Below are 19,208 nucleotides of genomic sequence, written 5' to 3'. Positions count from 1 at the left end.
CATGCTCATTGGCGCGGCCACCGCTGCACTTGCGCAGGGCGGCGCGAGTGACGTCCCTCGCGACGCTGCCAGGCAAGCCGCCGCCGATCAGGGCGAGGTCAGCATGGACCGGCTCGAAAGCGCTATCGCGCGCGGGCAGGACGCAGCAGGGCGAGTGCCCGATCCCACGCTTCCGCGGACGGACGATCCCGCGCACCGACGACGCGCGTTCGAGGGGCTTCGTGGCCGAACACCGGCGCCCGACATGGAGGCCCGTGCTCGCGCGGCCCAGGCACGCGGGCAAGCGAGCCTTGCGGCGGAGCGAGAGCGGCAGGCCAAGGCATTGCGCCGGGCACTCGGGCTCGAGCCCGCTGAGGAACAGGCGCTCGCCAAGGCTGGCCCGGGGGTGACCGCCAGGGGCTGGGTACCGGTCCTGTTCGTCTCCTCCTCGATGCCGATCTCGACGCTGCGCAACTATGCCGTCCAGCTCGAGCATGTTCATGGAGTGATGGCGTTTCGCGGCGTGCCGGGCGGACTTCGCAAGATGGGCCCGATGGCGAAGCTGACGGCCCAGATCCTGCGGCTCGATCCGGGCTGTGAAGGTCCCAACTGCGTCATGCGCGACGTCCAGCTCGTCATCGACCCGATCGTGTTCCGACAGCATGGCATCGTCCAGGTCCCCGCTCTCGCGATGATCCCTGGCGATCCGACCGAGGCCCACTGCGAACGCGACGATGACAGCCCCCGCGCCGGCCATGTCGTCCTCGGCGACAGCGCTCTTTCCGGAATGTTCGAAGCCTATGCCCGCCTCGGCGGGAAAGAGGAGGTAAGCCATGCTCAGGCTCTTCTGTCTGCTCGCTAGATGGATTGCCGGCCTCTGGCCGCGTCTGCGACAATTGCCGCGCAAGGCTGCGATCGCGCTCGGAGCCCCGGGGGCTGATCAGCCTGCCCACCCCGGTCGGCTCTGGCGCGCCATGCTCGTGGTCTTGCCTCCCGCTTATTTCGCAGCATGTTTCATGCCGAAGATTACGTTGGTCATGAGCCCGTCAATCGAAGCCTACGCCGTGATCGAAAGTCCCAGGCCGATCATGCGCGGCGACTATGTGATGTTCACGCTGCACCATCCCATTGCCGGCCCGAAACCTGTTTCCGTCACCAAGCATGCGCTCTGCCTGCCCGGCGACCGTCTCACGATGTTCGAGACACCCTCCCTGCTCAAACCGGAAAGTCGGGACGGGCATTATTACTGCAATGGTCGACTGCTGGGTGTGAGCCTCCCTCAGGCCCATAACGGGTTGAAGCTCACCCATATGAAATGGAGCGGCATCATTCCCGCCGGCAAGGCCTATGTCGGCTCGACGCATCCCCAAGGGTTTGACAGCCGCTATTTTGGGCTGCTGCCGATCGCGGATCTCGTTCGCATGGAGCGCATCCTGTGAGGGCGCGCGGACCCGGCTGGCTAATATCAGGCTTGCAGAGCCCGGACGGCCTCGATGGGCATCAGCAGTACCCGCTCTCCGAGAGGCGATGCGATGAAGCCGCGCCGCTCGTAGAAGCCCACCGCATCCTCATCGATCGCATGCACGATGACGGCGCGGACACCGGCGATCTCCGAGGCGGCAGCGCAGCGCCGCAGCGCATCGGCGAGCAGGTCGGCGCCGAGGCCAATACCCTGAAAGGTCCGGTCTACGGCGAGCCTGGCGATCAGGAGCAGTGGAACCTTGTCCGGCATCCCGCGACGCAGCCTGGCAGTCGGGAGGGCCGCCCGCTCCTCCATGGCGGTTGTGATCGTATAATAGCCCACAACCCGGCCCTGCTGCCTGGCATCGCACACGACATAGGTGCGCGCCGAAGCGCCTTCGCTGGCGAGTGCCCGCTCGGCGAGCCAGTGGTCGAGCGAGGGATGCCGGCCGTTGTCGAACCCGTCAACGATATGGTCGAGGTTCAATCGCTCAGGAGGCGTAACGCGGCGCTTGGTCATCGGATCGGATGCGACGTTCGCTCAGCGTTCCCAGAGCGGTTGACGCTTCATCAGTTCCGCAAGCTTCGGCGACGGAGCGGGCGGCGCATCCAGCATGGACAGAAACCGCTCATGGCTCTTGGCATCGAGGAAGAAGGTTCGCTGGTCCAGAATAGCAGCTTCCGCTTCCCGCCGTGCGCTCGCGAGCATGAATTCGGAGAGTTTCTGGCCCCGCAGCGAAGCCGCGCGGCTCAGCAGTGCCTTGAGCTCCGCAGCCGCGCGGATCTGGATCACGTCATCCTTGCGCGGCGAGGCGCCTCGGTCCGAACGAGCTTGTGCCATGTCTCTAAACTCCTTGGGCGTATCTGGTATTTTGCCACGACATTGTCAATACATTCACGCGATACCTATTTTCGGGTAGGAGGAACAGGTCTCGCGGTGATGGCGATGCTCTGCGCCCCGCAACCATCGAATGCGCAAGCGACGGGGCAGCCTCAAGCGCAACGTCAGGGTTATTGGTGGTATGAAGCGCCTAGGCCCAAGCCGGAAGAAAAGAGCGAGCCCGATACGCTCGTGAAACCGGTCATCCCGCCGATGGCGGAGTTGGCGACCTGGACGCCGCCCAAGATCCGCAAGCTCATAGAGGATCAGCGGGACTATGCTGCGACTGTCCTGACCGTCGATGCCGTAGCAGACTTCTGGCGGTTGCAAGATTTTGCGCGGCGCAAGGCGCGCGCGTTCGCCGGTGTCACCCAAATCGCGATGCTGCAATATCCCGAACTCAACGCAAAGTCCGCCAATCCGATGGTCGGCGACGCGCGCTCGGAAATGTCTGCCGAGAAGGATGCAATCCGACGCTCTTATCTGCGCGCCCACGCGGGCGAGTTCGCGCTGGTGATGTTCTCGCGCACCACATGTGGCTATTGCCGGGTCCAGTGGCCAATCATCCAGCGCTTCCAGGAGGAAATGGGCTGGCAGGTGACGCTCATGGATCTCGACAAGCGGCCCGGCGTGAGCGCGCGGTTCGGGGTCGAGACTACGCCCACCACGATGATCATCCGCCGGGGTAGCCAGCAACGCATGATCATCGCTTCGGGCGTCGAGGCCTATCCCAATCTCGCGCAGATGGCCTATCAAGCGGTGCGTCTGCTCCGCGGCGACATCCGGCCCGAGCAGTTCATGACCGGTCCGGGCGAGGATGCCGGTTTCTTCGACGCTTTGGGCAATGGTCCGGTGTCGGCGACCGATCCGAGGGCGCTCGGCGGCGACCTCGTCGAAGCTTCAACCGGACAGAGGCCGTAATGCGTGCGCTCATCCTCCTTGGAATCCCTGGCCTGGTTGTCGGCATGGGTTCGGCCGCAGCGCAGACTGTCCCTCGGGAGGATGCCATGCGGGCTGCGATCCACCCGGTCAGCGACGCGAAAACGATGCAGGCATGGCTGTCGCGGGTTCCCCTCACCCGCGAATTCCCTGACGACTTCACGACCACGCTGCGCGGGCACGGTGCAGCGTTCGTTATCGAGATGACGACGACACCCGGCTGCGTGCCTTGTGGCGATCTTTGGAACAAGTTGACGGCTCTGAGCACACGCTATGGCTGGCAGGTCCGCACGATCGGTGCCCGGGAGGCGATGATGCGTTCGGGACGCCTCGGCTTGCCCTGGGTCGGGCATCCGGTTGCCTGGGTGCGACCGATCGCGGACGATGCGCGCGTTGTCCCAATGGCCATCGGCACCGACCATGCACCGAACCTTGCGCGCAACCTCTATCTGGCCGCGAAGATGCTGACGGGCGTGAGGCCCGCTGTCGGTGTCCGGGCCATGTCGAAGTTCACTGGCATCGTGGGGCTGCCGGCGACCCGACTAGGAAGGCATTGAGCGATGGCGACCTCAGTCCTTCCTCGAACAGCCACGCTTGTCCGGAGTCCGCCATGTTCGCTCGCCCCCGCGCAGCCCTAAGCGCGCTGATCACCCTCTTCCTCGCCACGGTGGTTTCGACCACGCCTGCCCATGCACAGAGCTGGGCAGAAAGCTGGTTCGATAATGTTACCTACACCTCCCCTGGCAGCTTCGAGGATCAGACCCGGGGCTATGTCACGGCCGGCGGCATGTCGGGACGGGTCGATGTCCATAACGACTATCTCATGTCCGTGAGCCTGCCGAAGGTGCGCGCCGGCTGCGGCGGGATCGACATGTTCTTAGGCGGCATGTCGTTCCTCGATCCAGACTATCTTGTCCAGAAGCTGGAAAGTATTCTCCAGGCGGCCCCTGCTGTCGCCTTCCAATATCTTCTCGAAACATTGGATGAGAAGATGGGGAACATCATCTCGAAGATGGAGGCCGCCACCAATTTCCTGAACTCGATCCAGGTCAACGATTGCCGCCTCGCCAATCGAATGGTCCAGATTGCGAAGGGCGACGACAATATGTCGGGGATCATTGAGGAGATGACTGGCTATCGATCGGTCAAACAGGGTTTTGCGAAGAGCTATCAGAATAGTCGCGAAAAGATAGAGGCCAACAACAACAATCCCACGGAGGATTTGAAGGATGCGCTTGCGAACTGCCCGGCAGAGGTCACGGACATCTTCCGCACCGGTTCACTCCTCTCTCATGCTGCCTCGCGCGTAGGTGCCAGTGACTGGGCGAGCGTGATGCGTGCGCGTGTAGGAGATGTCTATATGCGCTGGGATGATGGCGACAGGGTGCCGCTCTTTACGGCTATTCCGCAATGCCCGGCGCAGGACACCGAAAGCGCCCAGGACTTCCTCACCGGGCGAGTGCAGCGTCGCTCGCTTAACCTGCCGCCGACGGCGGCGGATTGCGCGCAGGATGGAACCGGCCGTGGCGCTCTCGTCCTGGCGCGCGAGCGCATGCAGTCGATCGCCACCAAGATCCGCACCCGCGCGGCGCTATCTGCGGAGGAGCGCCAATTCGTCGCCAATGTTCGAACCCTTCCGGTCTACCGAATATTGGAGTGGGGTGTACGCCAGGGCGTAGTCGATTCCGTGATTGCGGATACCGATGAACTGGTTGCGCTTACCCTAGCCTATCAGATGCTTAACGACCTCACCCGCACAATCGACTTCACCGTGACGAATGCCGAGCGTGGGGCGACGGTCGCGGGATCGGCCGACGGCAACAATGCCAATGTCTGTCAGACTCGAATATTGTCCAAGGGGCTCGAGCAGTTGCGCGATCTGAGGGACGAGGTGCTGCGCCAGCGCGCGCAGATGCGTCAGAGCTATATGGCGGCGCTGGGCCAGGCGAATCTCTCGGCCAGTTATGCAGGACTACTGCGCGACCGGGACCGCGATGCCCGCGACGCCGCCGGTGCTGCCGCTCGCAATCAATAGGATCGAACCGCCATGCACCGGGCCCTGAGGCTACTTGTCACCCTTCCCTTCCTCTTCCTTGCATCGCCCGCACTGGCGGTCGATACGAGCTTCCACACCTATGACGGGTTCGCCGAGACGGTCGATGCTTTCCGCCTCGTCTCGATGATCTTTGGCGATCCACGCTACGAGACTCTGGTGATGATCGTCGCGACCGTCGGCATCGGGCTGGGCGCGATCATCGCCAGCGTGCGGGGGACCGGCATGGGACTGGTCGCGTTTGGCTTTCAGATTCTCATAGGGGTGGGTCTGTTTGTCGGCCTGATCGCGACGACCGGGACGGTCCATGTCTATGATCGGGTACGAAACGCCTATCAGCCCGTCGGCGGAGTGCCGAACCTGCTCGTGCTCGTCGCGGGCGCAACCAATATGATGGAGCGCGCGGTCGTTGAGACGATCGACGACAACACGCTCGATCCCAATGCCAAGATCGAATTCGGCGCTGGCGGGCATAGCTTTGATCTGTTCCTCAATGCCGTTTCGCCGCGCGGTCCGATGACCGACATCTTCCTGGACGCGACGATCAAGGACTATGTCCGCCAATGCTATCCCGTCGCCCGGGTCTCGGCCGCCTATGGCGTGGATGATGATCAGCTATTTCGCACATCGACCGACCTGCCTGCAGCATTCGCAGCGATGGCCGGTCCCGCAACCTTTTCCACGGTCTATACGGCGGCGGACAAGGGAGGGACGACCGTGAGTTGCGCCGATTCCTGGACGCACATCACGGAACGCCTGTCCGACCCGACACTGTTTGAGGGATATAGCCGCCAGGTCTGCGCGCGCACCGGCTATGATACCGGCAATGCCCAGCAGATGGCCCGATGCCGGCAGCAATTGGGCGAAATGGGCCAGATGATGCTTGGCCATCCGCTGACCGCGCAGGCGTTCATGACGCATATCCTGCTCGGCAGCACCGTGGGCGATGTGTTGTTCGAGGATTCTCCGGCAAGCGCCGCGCGGGTGATGGCGAACCGCGCCGTAATTTCCAACGGCCTTGCGACCATGTCCGTTGCAAACGAATGGATGCCGACGATCCGTGCGACGGTGTTTGGTATCATGCTCTTCATGATCCCCATTGCCCTCCTGTTCATCCTGACGCCGATCAATCTGCGCGTTGCCAGCTTCGCGCTGGGCATGTTTGTGTTCGTGGCACTTTGGGGCGTGATCGACGCTGGCATCTATCAACTCACGCTGGGGCGCGCGATCGCAACGCTTGAGGAACTGCGCTCGAACGCGCTGGCCGCCAATGCGTGGCTGCTTGCCCCCTCTGCGGCCATGAAAGCACTGGCGATCTTTGGCAGCTTCCGCACGGCGGCAGCGGGGCTCGCCGGGGCGTTCGTCTTCACGGTGTTTCGCTTCAGCGGCAATGTGTTCACCGCCTTCACGTCGGGATCGCTTGGCATTGCGGGCCAGGGCACGGCCGCAGCGGCGCCCATGGGCACGGCCGAAGGCCAGGCGTCGGCGCTTGAAGCGCAGGCCTCGGCGATGGGCACACGTTCGCGCGCCGCTGCGGCCACGAGCTTCGGCGACTTTGGTGAGCGCTCGGCCTTCGGTGCCAATCGGATCTATGGCGAGGCCGGCCACATTCTCGGCGAACGCCCTGGAACGGCCGGCGGCACTGCCTTCGCGCTTGGTGGCCTCGAGGGGGCTCGTCAATTGGGGAGCCTGGCGCCAGTGCTTGGCGGACGCGATCTGGCCGATCCGCAGGTTGCCCGTGCCGTGCAGGCCAATGCCGCCACGACAGCGATCCACCAGTTCGCCGAAAAAGACGCGTTGCGAAGTCTCGGCACGAGCTATTTCGGGAAAGGCGAGACCGGTGAGAAAACCTTCGCGGCTTTCAGTCAGAATCTGGTCCAGTGGCGAGCGTTCGGTGACAGCCGAGCCTATGGAATGATGATGCAGGCGGCGACGCGGCATTTCGAGCGGGCCGGCTATTCCTCTGAGGATGCACAGCTCAAGGCATCAGGCGTTGTCGGCGAGGCCCAGGCGGACCCGACCTTCGCCAAGCTGATCGCCAACAGCTTCGACCAGGAGCAGATGCTCCGAAACGATCTCACGAGCGCGCAGGTCCAGGTGGGCGCGATGGAGGGGCGGCGAGACTATGCAGGTGACAATGTCACGGGCGTCGAGCGGGCCAATGTCGCGACCGAACAGGCCTGGCGTAGCGGCGGGAACCAGGGGCAACGGCAGGCAGCGTCGATGCTTGGCCTTTCCGTCGATGAAACCTCGCGGCGGATCGGCTTCATCAATGCGCTGTCCGGCGAGGCGCGAAGCACTGCCATCACCCAACTCTCCCGCGCGACCGGCAGGAATGAGGCCCAGGTGGAAGCCGCGCTCGAACGGTACAGCGCCGCCACGCGTCTCGGTACTGCGGACGGTGCCAGCGCGGAGGCGGCTCGCGAGGGCACCACTATCTATGGCCGCACGAAAGAAGCCGCTGGCTATGATTTCGCCGAACGTTCAGGGAAGCTGGATGCCCAACGGGAAGCTGGCCCCGATGGTACACGCTCCGCGGCGCGCATCGGTGAACAGCGCCGGCAATCGGAGAATTTTGGGTATGCCGAAGGCGCCGCAGCGGCGGGGGTCTCGACGCGCGAGGCGGCGCGGCTGGACAGTTTCATCCAGGCCCTCAGCCGTACGGCGGGAAATCAGGTCGACATGGCAGAGGGGGGCGCCGAGGGCATCGGCGACCGTGCGCGGAATGAGCGTTTAACGTCGATCGTCGATCGCGAGCGACTGACTCGCATGCAGCGCCTTCTGGCCGACAGTGGCATCAATCTCACGAAACGCCAGATTGCGACGGACCAGAACGGCGACCTCAGCCTCAATCTCACACCCCAGACTGCCGCCGCCATGTGGAAGGCGGGGCTCATCAACGAGAGCCAACTCGGCGCGATCGCCAATGGCGGTCAGGCACGCTTCAGCTTCGCCCACAATGATCTGCTGGTTTCCAGCGGAACGGCATTCAGTCGATCGGCGCGCAGCGATACCAGCACGCGCTTCGAAGCCGGCAAACAGGCAGGGCCGGACACGATCGAACATTTCATGGGCGGCGGTGCCGAAGGGCAGGCGATGCTTGCCAACTGGCTGCGTGGCGGGTTCGAAATGGACCGCAAGGGCGAATGGCGACTGAAGCCTCAGGTCGCCGACACGCTTCAGCGGGACGTGCAGGCCGTGATCGCGCAGACGGGATGGCAGCGGGGGCTTACGCGATCGGCACAAGATCAGGTTTCGATGGGAACGACGGTCGGCGCTGAGATCGGCGGATCGGTCGCCACATCTAATACGAAGGATTTGGGGGGTGGCACCGGCGCTCCGCGCCGGGGTAATCAGCGGGGGCGAGCCCAGGATCCGAGGCTCGAAAGATCGACCTCCGGCCGCTTTGGTGCGAATTTGGGATTCAGCAGTTCCGACATGGGACAAACCACCGAAAGTGCCCAATCGAGCCTCGATATCGTCAATTATGAGGTTCGCGATGCACTCGCTGCGGCAGATCGTGCTGCGGCTCGTTCCAGCACTCCTGAGGCGGCCTTCTCGGAGGAACTTTCGACCCGAATTCTCGGCAGTGACGGCCTGCGCAATCGCTATCTCAAGGAGGCAGATGCCGGACGGGCCACCTTCGACATCACCGGACCGCTCACCTCAATCGAGCAGAATTCTGTACTGAGAACCGGCCGGTTCTCGACGGATATCGACGGGAGTCCCGGAGATGGCGATAGCCGCTTTAAAAGCCGATAGTATTGGTTCCGTTCTTGGGGATATGTGACCCACTCAACGGATTTAGAGGATTTCCAATATATAGTGAGCCGGATCTTGGATCAAAAATGTCCACCGACCAGTGCGGCTGGCCCGGCCGTCCATTGGGAAAATCATCAAACGGATCGCGAAAGCGACGTCCCTCGTCACCGTGATCCTCACCGTCCACGGCTTCCTTAGAACTATGGAACTGAAACTGATCCAACCAGCGTTGCGCGAACCCAACCCCGAGCACCATAAGCGCTGTCATTGGGAAAAAGAGGATATTCAGATATCCGGAAAGCGCGCTTTCGTAGAAATTCTCCAGCATCGAAATCTGTGTCGATGCAGCCTTTCCCAGCCACCAGACAGGGATCGCGGTCCACCACATCTTGGCGTACCACGGGCGCCATAGCCAGTCGGCCAGTTTCAGCCGTGGCGTTGAGGGATCGATTGCCTTCATGTTGCCTTCGATAGTCATCGGTCATTCCTTGACTGCGATTATAGCGAAAACCCTGTCGATTTTCCAACATTAGTGAGTCGGTGCGCCCGCGAAACCGCACCGAAAAGATCGACGCTGGTTGATGCGGCGAACTTTCTATAAACACGCTGTCGGGCGTGAGGAGCTAGAGTACGTCACGCCTCAGTGCCCATCAAAGAGCGCAAATACTTCGGTGCGCCGAAATGCAGGTGGGTCAGAAGGGTTCGCATGTCATGCGCAATTCTCGCGAGAAGGCGGGTCCGCTCCTCGACCAACTTCACGATGCGGCGCTTCATCTCGTCGAAGGCCTGCCAGCACATGGATATCGCGACTGCTTCCGGTTGTGACATCCTACATCTTCAGGTCGTCGCTGAACGCGCGAACGCGCAGCGTCAGCCGCTGGAGCGGTCCCGTCGTCTGGGCAGGGCGAACTAAAAACAATCAACTGCGCCACTTAGCCGACGAGGCGGATGAGACTACGCTGGGCGAGATAAGCGCGCAGAACGTCGGCGGGCTTGCCGGTCAGTACGAGGACACCGCCGTGTCGGTGCTGCATCGCGATGCGGATGGGAACAAGAAACCAAAACGAGCGGGCACGATCGCCGAAGAGGCCGTTCAGCCGGCTCGGTCCGCCGTCTATGAGGACGGCATGATGCAGGAGCGCGCGGCGATAAGCGTCGGCGAGCGACGCCATGCTTTCGGGCACCTCCCCTAGGTCGTCCGGCGCGGTGCGTTCGAGCCGAACCGAGAACGGCAAGCCATTGAAATTGTCGACAAGCCGGGCCGCATCGCCGGGCGGGGCGGTCTCGACGGATTGGATCAGCGCGGCGAACGGTGGCGGCGAAGGCAGGCCATAACAGCCGCGATCGTCGGATGACCGGGCGATTGCAGTCCAACCACGATCACTAGTTAGGAGCAGCACGAAACCGATGTTCGCCGCAACTTATGGGCGACAAATCAGATTCCTACCGCTAGAGCGCCAGAAAAATGCGAATGCGACGCATTAGTTAAACGGGGTCCATATGTCCAATCCACTTTCTCGCACCCACCTAGTGATCTTCCTCATGGCCTCAGCCGCCCTATCGCCGTCGCTGGCATTCGCCCAGACGCCCGATGTCGGGTCGCGCGGCGACGATATCATCGTGACCGCAGCCCGCACGAAGCTCCCCGCGAGCGCGTTGCCCGTCACGATCGACGTCATCTCTGAGGAGGAACTGGCGCGGCAGGTCGCGGTGTCCGGATCGACGGTGGACGCGGTCTCCGCTCTGCTCCCCGCCTTTTCCCCCACGCAGGAGAAGATCAATGGGTCGGGCGTGAAGCTGCGCGGCCGCTCGGCGCTCTACGCCATCGACGGCATTCCGCAGTCCACACCGATCCGCAACGACGCGCGCGATGGCTATGCCATTGACCCCTTCTTCGTCGACCGGATCGAGGTGATCTATGGCTCCAACGCTTTGCAGGGGATCGGCGCAACCGGCGGCGTCGTCAATCAGGTGACGGTCCGCCCGCCGAAGAAGGACGGGATCAGCGGCCGCTTCCTCCTGCAAGGCAATGCGGGCAATGACTTTTCGAGCGCATCGCTTGGCGGAAAGGTCGGCGCACTGCTCAGCTATCGTCAAGGCGCATTCGATGCGACCGGTGGCATAGCGTTCGAGCGGCGCGGCGTCTTCCTTGACGGCCATGACAAGGGCGTCGGTATCGACGCCAACCACAGCGAGTTGCAGGATACCGACACCCTGTCCTTTTTCGCGCGCGTCGGCATCGACCTGTCGGCCAGCACCCGGTTCGAGGTGCTGGCGAGCCGCTTCAAGATCACCGGCAACAATCATTATGTGAATGTCGACGGCAACCGCGCACTGAACATCCCCTCGACCAGCAAGCTCGGCACGACGCTGGGCGAGCAGGCGTCCGGCAAGACGGAGATGCTGGCGGCCTCGCTGATCGACAATGATCTGGGCGGCGGCACCTTCTCGCTCCTCGGCTTCTACAACCGCATCCAGAATGTGTTCAGCGGCGGCACGCTGACGACCTTCCAGGACGCGTCAATCGCGCCCAGCGGCACATTGTTCGACCAGTCGCAGAACATCTCACGCAAGCTGGGCGGCAAGATCAGCTATGAGCGCGCGGTGCCGGGCGTGCCGGACCTGACCGCGACCGCCGGCTTCGATGCCTTGTTCGACCGCACCGCACAATCGCTCGTCGTGACGGGGCGCAGCTGGGTGCCGCAGACCGACTTCCGCAGCCTGGCGCCCTTCGGGCAGCTGAACTGGGGCCTGTTCGACAAGCGCCTCCGGCTGGCGGGCGGCGTGCGCTACGAGAATGTCCAGCTCAACGTGCCGAACTACACCACCCTCGCCTCCTCCGGATCGCGGGCAGTCACGGGTGGAAAGCCCTCATTCAGCCGCGCGCTATGGAATGGAGGCGTGGTGCTGGAACCGGTCAAGGGCATTCGCGCCTACGCCAATTATGCAGAGGGCTATACGGTCGCCGATATCGGCCGCATCCTGCGGTCGATCAATCTCGCCAATGTCAGGATCGACAATTACTTGGAACTGACGCCCGTCGTATCCAACAACAAGGAAATCGGCTTCGAGATCGTGCGCGGCCCGCTTGATGCCAGCGTCAGCTATTACTGGTCGTCCAGCAAGCTGGGCGAAGTTCTGGTGCGCGGCGCGGACGGCTTTTACAGCACAACGCGCCAGCCGGTCAGCGTCGAGGGCCTAGACCTCAACCTCAATGCGACCATGCCGCTCAAGGGGCTGAAGCTGGGCCTTGGCTACAGCCATATCCTCGGCCGCACCGATACCAATGGCGACGGCATACTCGATGCGGACCTCGACGGCGGCAATATCTCGCCCGACCGCATCAACGTGACCGCCGATTATCGCCTCGGCAAGTTCGCGGCGCGGGCGCAGGGCCGCTTCTACCTGTCGCGCACCTTCGCCGGGCAACCAGACGCCAACGGTTTCGAGGGCTATGAGGTGTTCGACGCCTATGTCAGCTACGACCTGCCCGTCGGACAGGTCAGCCTGAGCGTGCAGAACCTGACCAACCGCTACTATATTACCTACCTGACCGACACGCAGGGACCGACCGACGATGCACGCTTCTTCAGCGGGCGCGGACGCAACTTCACACTGAGCTGGAATTATCGCTTCTGATGCGCTGGCTGGACCTTCTTCATCGCTGGACCGGCGGACTGGTGGGGCTACTGCTCGCCCTGCTCGGCCTGTCGGGCGCGATCCTGGTGCATCGCGATCTGTGGACCATCGCCCCTCACAAGGGCGACGCGCTGGTGCAGGACACGGGGCGGATCGCACAGGCGGTCACTGCGATGATGCAGGATCCAGCCCAACGGCCGGAGATGATCACCTTTGCCTCACCTGATTTCGGCATGGATCGCCTCGCCTTTCGCCATGGCGCGGGCGCCTATGCCGATCAGGCGGGCATGATCGTCACCCGCTGGGACAGCCTATGGGCGCGGCCCGAACTGTGGCTGACCGACTTCCACAAGACGCTGTTCGCCGGGGAGACGGGCCATATGATCATAGGCGTGGCCGGACTGGCGGGGCTACTGTTCGTGGTCACGGGCATCATCCTTTGGTGGCGGACGCGGCGGACATTTGAATTCCGCCTGCTGCCCAAACGGATGAGCCGCCCGGCGATCGTGCGCCATCATCGCGACCTGGGCGTCATCGTCGCGCCACTGCTGCTGCTGTCGTTCGTGACGGGCAGCATCCTGGTGTTCCGTCCGCTTTCGTCCGTCCTGCTGGGGCCGGGCGCGGCGGAGACCATTGCCCGCGCGGCCAAGCCGCCGGTAGGCAAACCGGTGCCGATGGGCGAGACGCTCGACTGGGGCGCGATGGTCCGGCAGGCGCGGACCCGTTTCCCGGACGCCAGCTTCCGCAGCCTGTCCCTGCCGCGCAAGGACAACGGCCTCATCACCCTGCGCATGAAACAGCCTTGGGAATGGCTGCCCAACGGCCGCACGACCCTGTGGTTCGCGGCGGACACGGGCATGCTGGTGGAGGCGCGCGATGCCAGCACCGCGCCCCGGCAGGTGCAGGGCTATAACATGCTCTTCCCGCTGCATGCCGGGAAAGTGGGCGGACTGGCCTTTCGCCTCATGATGACAATTTCCGGCCTTGCGCTCGGGCTGCTCGGCAGCCTGACGGTGTGGACCTTTTGGTTCAAACGCGGAAGGAAAGCGCAGGTGGTCAGAAAAGCCGTTTGAACATCTTCAGTTGTGTCACACTTATCGAAATGCATGGTCATGCCTCGCTTGGGCGGGTCGAAATCTGTGATGAGGCAGTAACGAAGCTAAGAACAGGGCTGATTGATCGACCTGCGAAATGACGTCGGGAGCGATGCAGATGGCTGAGACAAAGGCGTGGGCACAGCGATCGTAGCGGGTGTGGAGGCGCCGTCAGTAGTTAAGGCTGCTGAACATGGCTTGAGTTTTGCGGGGCTAACGGAAGCAGGGGTCGTACCGGATCGACGCCCCCCGGTTTCCCTTCAATGGAATGTAGGGGACCCTGTTCCCGGAATGGAGCCGGCCAGAAAGAAAGATCTGACGCTTCATCGGCTGTGGTTAACCCCCACGCCCATCTTCTTCCGGCACACCTCCGCCTGACGCAGCGCAAACGCTATCTGCTCGCCTGTAAACTTCGACTTCTTCATGCAAAATCTGCAGCCCAAATCAGCTTCGATCTTGCCAAAATCGTTCTCATTCCCACCGGATACATCTTCACGGACTGGGTCAGAACGACCGCTACTCATCTCCTGGAGATAGAATTGGTTTTTGGGATCCCCTCAAACTCCTACCAGCACTAGCGCATTCCTTTAAATCTCAGATCCTCCATTGGTTCTCGATCATATCTCCTGCCATCCCACATCAATGAACGACACAATCGCAAGACATAGGAATATTGAAAGCCCTTCTTCTTGCCACCGCATGTGCTCGACCAGCGTCAGGCTACCCGGCCAATTTGCTTATCATCAGCCTTCGACCTGGAGCAGAGAACGCCTTTGGGTGTCATCTCTAACGCCAGAGCGCATCGGAACCAACTGGCCTTCAGCCAGCCCGGGCTGTTGCCTTCCCACATTATGGTGAGAAGGCCGCAGACAGGAGCCGAGCTGAATCTTGTGCTTGCTCAGTTCCGGCATCGCTCCGTGCGAACAATCATTATTGACGGAGGAGATGGCACGGTTCGCGACGTGTTGAGTGTGGCGGGCCGTCACTATGGAGACCAGATGCCGCGCCTGATTATCCTGCCATCCGGAAAGACCAATGCCCTTGCGCATGATCTGAACGTACCGATGGATTTCCACCTTCTGGACGCGTTAGCGTTCTTTACGCGACTAAGGACAGTTCGACGGTCGCCAATAGAAATCGCCTATCGAGACCTTTCACACAGCAATTTGGTGGGATTTCTCTTTGGCGCAGGTGCTTTCGTGCATGCCACCAATCTTGCCCAACGTTTCCATCGCCTTGGGGCTTTCAGCGGTCTGGCAGTGGGCTGCGCACTCGCGACTGCGATCATGCAGTCTGCCTTTGCTAACAACGCCAATATTTGGCGTCGGGGCGAGGAAATGTGCGTTCGCTTACCAAATGAACCCGCGGAGATGGAGCGGCGCTATCTTTTCCTGGCTTCTACGCTTCGACATCTGCCTGCGGGAGTAAAGCCGTTTGGAACGGGAGAGCCTGGGATGCGGATCTTGAACGTGGCAGCACCTCCACGGTTTCTGGCGATTGCTGCTCCCGTCCTATTGGCCGGGCGCTATCCGCCGAGCATAGCGGCGATGGGATATCAGCAAGTTGCGACCGATGAGGTGTCTCTTAGATTGGAAAGCAACTTCATTCTCGATGGCGAAGCATTTCCAGGCGGCGATTTGATCATAAGGCAGCTCCCACCGCTGGAATTCCTGGTACCTGACTGAAGGGCGCGCGTCAGTTGCGCAAATAGGACTAGCGGGGCTACCTCGACGGCGAGCGTTTTGTGCAGAGAAAATCTCTCTGACTTGGTCACTCGGTGCGGCAAGACATGCCTGCAACATCAGTTACGTGGCAGATTCCCAATATAGCGAGAGACCCTCTTACATATCGATACCGCGGTGCCCATGCATACCACGAATGTGGCCAACTCATATGCATGGACACCGAGGCACCATCGCGGTCAACCGCGGATCAGCGCGGCGTTGGCTGTCTCATTGCGACTTCTCGGTTCGCTGAGGGGGTGCCTGACAAGCCCGGCGCTTTTGCCAACGCCTTGCTGGCACGTTGCGCCAGACTAGTGCTCGCGGCAATGCTTTCACCCATCATGCGCTTTGAGCCCTTCACCTCTTTTTCGAACAGCAGTTCGCCCGATGCGTCTTGCAGCCGAAGATCAGCCTGAATGAGCGTTTTCCCGGCTATCATACCGATCACCGGTATGGCGCCGCGGACACCCGCATTGCCTTTTTTATACTCCGTGATGTCGAGGCTAAGATGCAAGGCATCAGGGTCCGCGCGATTGTCGCCCTCCCGCCAGACGTCGCTGAACGTGCCGCCCTTGTTCACTTCGATGATCATCGCCTCATAGGTTGCGGCGGTAAAGGCCGGGGGCATGAGCCCATTCGCCTTCGGCGGCGTGATCGCTACGGCTCTCCTCAGCGGTCGAGGCAAATCGTCCGATGGGTCCATATTCTTGACCGGAAGAAAAGCATCATGTCGGTCGGCAAACACTTCCTCCAACGTGGCATTGTCACCTGGCTCAAGGTTCAACGCAGCGAAGGCACGGATCACCTCCTCCTTGCTGGATTTGGGAAGCAGGAGGACGGCCCCATGAAGGGCATCATTGTCATCCCGGTAGAAGAGAGTCAGTGTTTCGGCTCCGGGCCGAATCGCGCTGTAGATCTGCCCTGCCCCATTGGGAGCAAGACTGGCCAGGACTCCGGGAGCCCCTCGAAGCAACGCTTTGGTGCTATGATCTATGGCAAAGAAGCCGATGTTTTTTGCAGCGATGCTCCCATCGGATTTGTCCGTCTGCAGTCTCAGCCCTTCTGGGCCGATTTCGAGACGGCCTTTGCTTCCAGGCTTCACATTGTCGAAGCCGATGATGTTGAAGACATCCTCGACGGCGACGGTTGCCATTGTGGCGGGAGCCTCATGCCGACGGCCAACAACCTCGATGTCGGCCTGGGCGAAGGCATCTGACGGGAGAAGCACTGGAGATGTGACGGCCAGGGTTGCGACCGACAGGGCAAGGATGAAGCGCGGCAGAGGGTGTTGTACAAGAGTATTCATGTTGCTGTCTCGACATGGTTGGCCGGCCATGGTGGCCCGCGAGTTGACGTCTCGGGTTCGATGGGACGTGCCATGTCGAAATCCCGGCTATTGTGCTTGCGGGATTAAGGGCAATCGATGGATGCCTATGCGAGGATCGGTGGAGGCATGGTGGAGGCCTCGCAATTTCAATTGGGTCATGCTCACCCCAAGAGCGCGAGGCCGTTAAACTCTTGCTCTTGTCCCTCGACAGACCGTCAATAATACCAAAACCTGTGGAATCTGACTCACCGAGGGTATCGGGTTTGGCGCTGACGCTATTCACCATCGCAAACGGTTGGAGTTTTGCCATGGCCGCGCCAGTCAGACTTCGAGATGATTTCAGCCCAGGGTAGGTTCCGGCCTTTGCTCGCCGCGCCAAGGATGCAGACCAAGTACGTCGTCTGCTCGCGATTGCGACGATCCTCGACGGCGGAAGCCGAAGCGACGCAGCCAAGGTCGGCGGGGTCACGCTGCAGATTGTCAGGGACTGGCTGCTGCGCTTCAACGCGCATGGTGCTGACGGTCTGGAAACCCGCAAGGCGCCGGGGCCGGATACTATCCTTGACGACTGCCATCGACGCGCGCTGGCCGAAACCATCGAAGCGGGCCCTATTCCTGCTGTTCACGGTGTGGTTCGCTGGCGGATCATCGACCTCGTCCAATGGCTATGGGAGGAGTTCGAAATCTCGATCAGCAAGCAGGCGCTGGGACATGAACTTCGGAACATGGGCTATCGCAAGCTCTCGGCCCGGCCACGCCATCAGGGGCAGCGCCCTGAAGATATTGCCGCTTTTGAAAAGCCTTCCCCGCCCGTCTGGCGCAAATCCGAAGGTGCCTGCCCAAAGGCACGCCGATAGAGCTGTGGTGGCAAGATGAGGCCCGGATCGGGCAGAAAACGCAGATCACCCACCGCTGGGCCAAACGCGGGACGAGACCCGTCGCGCCCCGTGATCTGCGCCGGGCTTCGGCATGGATCTTTAAGGCGATCTGTCCCGCAGAAGGCAAAGGCGCCGCGCTGGTCATGCCTCGTTGCAACAGCGAGGCCATGGACATGCATCTCGCCGAGATCAGCAGCCAGGTCGCACCCGGTGCTCACGCCGTGCTCATGCTTGATCACGCCGGGTGGCACATGTCCGGAAAACTCGACATCCCGGCCAACATCACCCTCCTGCCGCTGCCGCCCAAATGTCCCGAACTCAATCCGGTCGAGAACGTGTGGCAGTTCATGCGCGACAATTGGCTGTCGAACCGCATCTTCTCCTCGTACAACAACGTCGTGGACCACTGCTGCCACGCCTGGAACCGCCTCACCGATCAGCCATGGCGCATCATGTCCATCGGGTTACGCAAATGGGCGCATAGGTCATGATCAGAGATTCTTGGTATAAGCTTTCGAGCCAAGCTTCGAGAGTTCACGCATGTGATGCACGTTCATGTTTGAATCTATCGAATGAAAATGCGCGATCTTCATCGAACATCCATCGCTTCTACCACGGACATCCAGAAAGGCGGCCTAAACCCCTTGCAAACGCCGTTCACAGGGAGCGGCGTAAACGACGGGAAAATTGAAATGCGTTATACGACCAAGATGTGCTTGGCTGCCCTGATCGGGTTTCCGACAATGACCTCCGCCGCTTACGCCCAGGACGACGACAAAGGTTTCTACGCTGTCGCGCGCGCCGGCATGGCCGTCAGCCCCGATCAGAAGCTCGACACCGCCGATCTGCCCAGCGGATCGACGTTCGACGAAAAGACGAAGTACAAGTCGGGCGTCATCGGTGAACTGGGCGGCGGCTATGATTTCGGCCTGGTCCGCGTCGAGCAGGCCGGTGGCTATATGAGCGTCAAGGCGAAGGGCCTGGACGAGGACGGCTTCTCGGGCGAAGGCAAGAATAAGGCCATGTTCGTGGCGCTCGGCGCTTATGTCGACATTCCCACCGGCACCTTCATCGAACCCTATGTCGGCGGCGGCGTGGGCGTGGCGCGGGTGGACGCCAACCTGACCCGCACCGACAATTTGCTGGGCACCAGCAGCAGCTATTCGGGCAAGGATTGGGGCCTGCTGTGGCATGTCGGTGCCGGCGTCGGTTTCAAGGTGGCGCCCAAGGTGACGGTCGAGGTTGGCGGACGCTACACGCAGATCAGCGGCCTGAAGTTCGACGGCGTAAGCGGCGGCCAGGCGGCCGTCTACGAGCCGACGATGCGCACTTTGTCCGGCACTCTGGGCGTTCGCTACAAGTTCTGATCCACCCTTTTGCCTGACTGCAAAGCATGCCCTCGGGTCGCACCAGGGCCGACCACGCCGCTTGAAAGAGCGGCGTGGTCATCGTGTAAATGCGAGGTCGGCGCT

At 61.8% G+C, this 19,208-nt stretch carries 16 protein-coding genes and 1 pseudogene; 11 read left to right on the top strand and 6 right to left on the bottom strand.

Going from position 1 to position 19,208, the window contains the following annotated elements:
• The first annotated feature begins 1 nt into the window (after position 1).
• Positions 2–841 carry a type-F conjugative transfer system pilin assembly protein TrbC gene (locus ACXJ16_RS17190; RefSeq protein ID WP_463922760.1) on the top strand — a complete coding sequence of 280 codons (840 nt, stop codon included), beginning with the start codon at positions 2–4 and terminating at the stop codon, positions 839–841.
• Entirely contained in the window at positions 813–1,418 is a 606-nt protein-coding gene (locus ACXJ16_RS17185; protein ID WP_463922758.1) for a S26 family signal peptidase, read from the top strand. The genes ACXJ16_RS17190 and ACXJ16_RS17185 overlap by 29 nt, the downstream gene beginning before the upstream one ends.
• Positions 1,419–1,444: 26 nt before the next feature.
• Here ACXJ16_RS17185 and ACXJ16_RS17180 read toward each other — a convergent pair whose 3' ends face one another.
• Positions 1,445–1,960, bottom strand: coding sequence for a GNAT family N-acetyltransferase (locus ACXJ16_RS17180; RefSeq protein ID WP_463922756.1), 516 nt, complete (start codon positions 1,958–1,960; stop codon positions 1,445–1,447).
• Between the two features lie 21 nt (positions 1,961–1,981).
• Positions 1,982–2,281 (bottom strand): type II toxin-antitoxin system TacA family antitoxin, encoded by a 300-nt coding sequence (locus ACXJ16_RS17175; RefSeq protein ID WP_463922754.1) that lies wholly within the window; start codon positions 2,279–2,281, stop codon positions 1,982–1,984.
• A gap of 105 nt (positions 2,282–2,386) precedes the next feature.
• Between ACXJ16_RS17175 and ACXJ16_RS17170 the strand changes: the two genes are divergently transcribed.
• From ACXJ16_RS17170 to ACXJ16_RS17155, 4 genes are read left to right on the top strand one after another with little or no spacing between them, the layout of a single operon-like run.
• Positions 2,387–3,241, top strand: coding sequence for a conjugal transfer protein TraF (locus ACXJ16_RS17170; protein WP_463923288.1), 855 nt, complete (start codon positions 2,387–2,389; stop codon positions 3,239–3,241).
• Positions 3,241–3,816, top strand: coding sequence for a hypothetical protein (locus ACXJ16_RS17165; protein WP_463922752.1), 576 nt, complete (start codon positions 3,241–3,243; stop codon positions 3,814–3,816). Before ACXJ16_RS17170 ends, ACXJ16_RS17165 begins: the two co-directional genes overlap by 1 nt.
• A 53-nt stretch (positions 3,817–3,869) precedes the next feature.
• A complete protein-coding gene (locus ACXJ16_RS17160; RefSeq protein WP_463922750.1) occupies positions 3,870–5,294 on the top strand; it encodes a conjugal transfer protein TraH in 1,425 nt (474 codons plus the stop codon).
• A gap of 12 nt (positions 5,295–5,306) precedes the next feature.
• Entirely contained in the window at positions 5,307–9,074 is a 3,768-nt protein-coding gene (locus tag ACXJ16_RS17155) for a conjugal transfer protein TraG N-terminal domain-containing protein (protein ID WP_463922748.1), read from the top strand.
• On the opposite strand, the gene ACXJ16_RS17150 is transcribed toward ACXJ16_RS17155, so the two are convergent.
• The 3 genes from ACXJ16_RS17150 to ACXJ16_RS17140 form a co-directional block, all read right to left on the bottom strand.
• On the bottom strand, positions 9,061–9,552 hold the full coding sequence (locus ACXJ16_RS17150; RefSeq protein ID WP_463922746.1) for a hypothetical protein: 492 nt from the start codon (positions 9,550–9,552) through the stop codon (positions 9,061–9,063). The two genes, ACXJ16_RS17155 and ACXJ16_RS17150, sit on opposite strands and share 14 nt — an antisense overlap.
• Before the next feature lie 155 nt (positions 9,553–9,707).
• Complete coding sequence (locus tag ACXJ16_RS17145) at positions 9,708–9,902, bottom strand: hypothetical protein (protein ID WP_463922744.1); 195 nt, start codon at positions 9,900–9,902, stop codon at positions 9,708–9,710.
• 104 nt (positions 9,903–10,006) lie between these two features.
• Positions 10,007–10,474: a hypothetical protein gene (locus ACXJ16_RS17140; protein ID WP_463922743.1), complete on the bottom strand. Its 468-nt coding sequence runs from the start codon at positions 10,472–10,474 to the stop codon at positions 10,007–10,009.
• 100 nt (positions 10,475–10,574) lie between these two features.
• Here ACXJ16_RS17140 and ACXJ16_RS17135 point away from each other — a divergent pair, with 100 nt between their 5' ends.
• From ACXJ16_RS17135 to ACXJ16_RS17125, 3 genes are all read left to right on the top strand, one after another.
• The gene (locus ACXJ16_RS17135) at positions 10,575–12,713 is read left to right on the top strand and encodes a TonB-dependent receptor (protein WP_463922742.1); all 2,139 of its coding nucleotides are present in this window, start codon (positions 10,575–10,577) and stop codon (positions 12,711–12,713) included.
• The gene (locus tag ACXJ16_RS17130) at positions 12,713–13,786 is read left to right on the top strand and encodes a PepSY-associated TM helix domain-containing protein (protein WP_463922740.1); all 1,074 of its coding nucleotides are present in this window, start codon (positions 12,713–12,715) and stop codon (positions 13,784–13,786) included. Before ACXJ16_RS17135 ends, ACXJ16_RS17130 begins: the two co-directional genes overlap by 1 nt.
• Before the next feature lie 872 nt (positions 13,787–14,658).
• Positions 14,659–15,492 carry a diacylglycerol kinase family protein gene (locus ACXJ16_RS17125; protein ID WP_463923287.1) on the top strand — a complete coding sequence of 278 codons (834 nt, stop codon included), beginning with the start codon at positions 14,659–14,661 and terminating at the stop codon, positions 15,490–15,492.
• Between the two features lie 247 nt (positions 15,493–15,739).
• Here ACXJ16_RS17125 and ACXJ16_RS17120 read toward each other — a convergent pair whose 3' ends face one another.
• Positions 15,740–16,837, bottom strand: coding sequence for a hypothetical protein (locus ACXJ16_RS17120; protein WP_463922739.1), 1,098 nt, complete (start codon positions 16,835–16,837; stop codon positions 15,740–15,742).
• 329 nt (positions 16,838–17,166) lie between these two features.
• On the opposite strand from ACXJ16_RS17120, the pseudogene ACXJ16_RS17115 reads away from it, so the two are divergent.
• Positions 17,167–18,227, top strand: a pseudogene (locus ACXJ16_RS17115) (IS630 family transposase).
• A 201-nt stretch (positions 18,228–18,428) separates the two neighbouring features.
• Entirely contained in the window at positions 18,429–19,103 is a 675-nt protein-coding gene (locus tag ACXJ16_RS17110; RefSeq protein ID WP_463922738.1) for an outer membrane protein, read from the top strand.
• Positions 19,104–19,208: the final 105 nt, after the last annotated feature.

This window comes from Novosphingobium sp. TK71 (genome assembly GCF_055361505.1).
This window is presented reverse-complemented; position numbering and strand designations above follow the sequence as displayed.